2 protein-coding genes, 1 tRNA gene and 1 rRNA gene are annotated in these 2,278 nt (G+C 67.2%); 3 read left to right on the top strand and 1 reads right to left on the bottom strand.

The genetic code is table 11. From position 1 onward, the window contains the following. Positions 1 to 119 precede the first annotated feature (119 nt). The 3 genes from rrf to L0P92_RS43890 all read left to right on the top strand — a co-directional run bounded on the left by rrf (position 120) and on the right by L0P92_RS43890 (position 1,165). Positions 120 to 236, top strand: a 5S ribosomal RNA gene (gene rrf, locus L0P92_RS43900). 114 nt (positions 237 to 350) lie between these two features. Then, entirely contained in the window at positions 351 to 1,013 is a 663-nt protein-coding gene (locus tag L0P92_RS43895; protein ID WP_234768724.1) for a DegT/DnrJ/EryC1/StrS family aminotransferase, read from the top strand. A 76-nt stretch (positions 1,014 to 1,089) separates the two neighbouring features. Further along, a tRNA-Thr gene (locus tag L0P92_RS43890) sits at positions 1,090 to 1,165 on the top strand. A 58-nt stretch (positions 1,166 to 1,223) separates the two neighbouring features. On the opposite strand, the gene L0P92_RS43885 is transcribed toward L0P92_RS43890, so the two are convergent. Beyond that, the coding region (locus L0P92_RS43885) for a PP2C family protein-serine/threonine phosphatase (RefSeq protein ID WP_234768723.1) at positions 1,224 to 2,278 on the bottom strand (1,055 nt) is incomplete at its 5' end.

Genomic DNA, 2,278 nt, shown 5'->3' with positions numbered 1-2,278 from the left:
GTACTAATAGGCCGAGGGCTTGTCCTCAGTTGCTCGCGTCCACTGTGTTAGTTCTGAAACCACGAACGGCCCCGCATGGGTCACATGCGGTGCGGCAGTGTTTGATTGTTTCATAGTGTTTCGGTGGTTATAGCGTGAGGGAAACGCCCGGTTACATTCCGAACCCGGAAGCTAAGCCTTACAGCGCCGATGGTACTGCAGGGGGGACCCTGTGGGAGAGTAGGACGCCGCCGAACTCCTTTTAATAGGGTTGGTCCCGGAACTTCGGTTCCGGGACCAACCCTTTTTTGTTGTGCGTCACCTGAAGTTCACGTTGCGCTACCAACATCCCCCATATGGGTACTGCTGCAATGCTCAGGGCTGCCGGCGTCGGAGTCGGTGACGAGGTTGTCGTACCGGCCTTCGGGAACGTCGAAGTCGCCGAGGCCGTGGTCCTGGCCGGGGCGCTGCCGGTGTTCGCGGACATAGATCCGCTGACGTACTGCTTGGAGGCCGCCGCTGTGGAGGCGGTCGTGACGCCGCGGACGGCGGCTGTCGTCGCCGTACACCGATTCGGTCGGTCGGCCGATATCGAGCGGTTGCATGAGATCGGCCGGCGGCATGGGCTGTTGGTGCTGGAACAGGGTGAGTCCGAGGTGCCCTATGGCGAGGTCGCTCAGCGCAGGCAGCGGGCCTCGTATCTCGATGCGAAGTTGAAGGGTGTGCAGACGCCCGATGGTGGTGACGGGCACACGTATCAGCAATACGTCGTGCGGGTGCCGGGGAATGGGCGGCCGGATCGTGATGCCTTCGCTCGGGCCGTGCGGGCCAAGGGTGTTGAGTGCCGAGTTCCGGTGAAGACGCCTGTGCATCGGCTGCCTGAATATCGGCGATGTGTGTCGCTGCCGGAGACGGAGCGGGCCGCTGATGAAACGTTGGCCCTGCCCGTCGATGCCGCTCTGACCAAACGCGACATGCAGCGGATCGTGTCCGCGTGCAACGCGCTCGGAGGACTGCTCCAGCCTGCCTTCTGATGGGTTTGGGAGCACGGGTGTGTTCGGGGTATGATCTATTCCGTTGCCGCGAGGGGAACTTCGCAAAAGGCAGCTGGCCCCTATAGCTCAGTCGGTAGAGCGTCTCCATGGTAAGGAGAAGGTCAACGGTTCGATTCCGTTTGGGGGCTCCACGCAGAAGGCCCCGCCCATTCGGGCGGGGCCTTTCTCATGCCCTTCTGCCTGTCTTCCTCAGTCCTTGTGGATGCCCGGGACGCGCATCGCCAGGATGGCCATGTCGTCGGACGGGGCGTCCGAGGCGAAGCGTTCGACGGCGCGCATGATGCGGGCCGCCACCGCGCCCGCCGTGAGGCCCGTGCAGGTGGTGAGGACGTCGGTGAGGCCGTCGTCGCCCAGCATGCGGCTGCCTTCGCGGCGTTCGGTGACGCCGTCCGTGACGCACAGCAGGACGTCGCCCGGGTCGAGGGTGACCGTCTGCTCGTAGAGTTCCAGGTCTTCCATGACGCCGAGGAGCGGCTGGGGTTCGGCGGCCGGCTCGACCGTGCCGTCCTGGCGCAGGCGGAGCGGGAGCGGGTGGCCGGCGCAGACCACCTTCAGCTCGGCGCTGCCGTCCTCCTGCGGCCTCAACTCGCCGTACAGGAGTGTCAGGAAGCGGCTGCGGGCGCCCTCGTCGAGGATCGCGGAGTTCAGGCGCTCAAGGACCGCCGGGCCGCTGAGGCCCTCGCGTGCGAGGAGTCGGAGTGCGTGCCGGGCCAGACCGGTGACCGCCGCCGCGTTGGGGCCCGTACCGCAGACATCGCCAATGGCGAAGCCGTAGGCGCCGTCGCTGATCGGGAAGAGGTCGTAGAAGTCGCCGCCGACCTCGTTGCCCTCGCCGGCCGCGCGGTAGATGACCTCGACCTCGACGCCGTCGATCTCGGGGAGCTCGGGCGGCAGGAGGCTGCGCTGGAGGGACTGGCTGATGGCTGTGCGCTCGGAGTAGAGGCGGGCGTTGTCGAGGGCCAGGGCGGCCCTTCGGGAGAGGTCCTCCGCCAACTCCAGGATTTCCTGGCGGAAGTGTTCGTCCGTCGGTTTGCCGAGGGTCAGCATGCCGATGACGCGGTTGCGGGCGACCAGCGGCAGGACGACCGTCTCGCCGCCCACCGCGGACGCCGTGGCCAGCGTGGGGCCGATGCCCGCGCTGATGCGGCCGATCGGCTCGCCGAGGCCCAGGCTGCGCATGGAGGTGCGCAGGGCCGCCTGGTGGGCCGACTCGGCGGGGGCCGACCAGACGCGGGCGCCGGGGG

Source organism: Streptomyces muensis, from assembly GCF_021474425.1.
In the GTDB taxonomy this organism is placed as follows: domain Bacteria; phylum Actinomycetota; class Actinomycetes; order Streptomycetales; family Streptomycetaceae; genus Streptomyces; species Streptomyces muensis.
The sequence above is the reverse complement of the archived record's forward strand: the minus strand, read 5'-3'. Positions and strand labels throughout refer to the sequence as shown.

What these genes read in the sequence shown, in the direction of transcription:
- L0P92_RS43895 (WP_234768724.1), top strand. Translation starts at nt 351, where the DNA reads ATGCTCAGGGCTGCCGGCGTCGGAGTCGGTGACGAGGTTGTCGTACCG.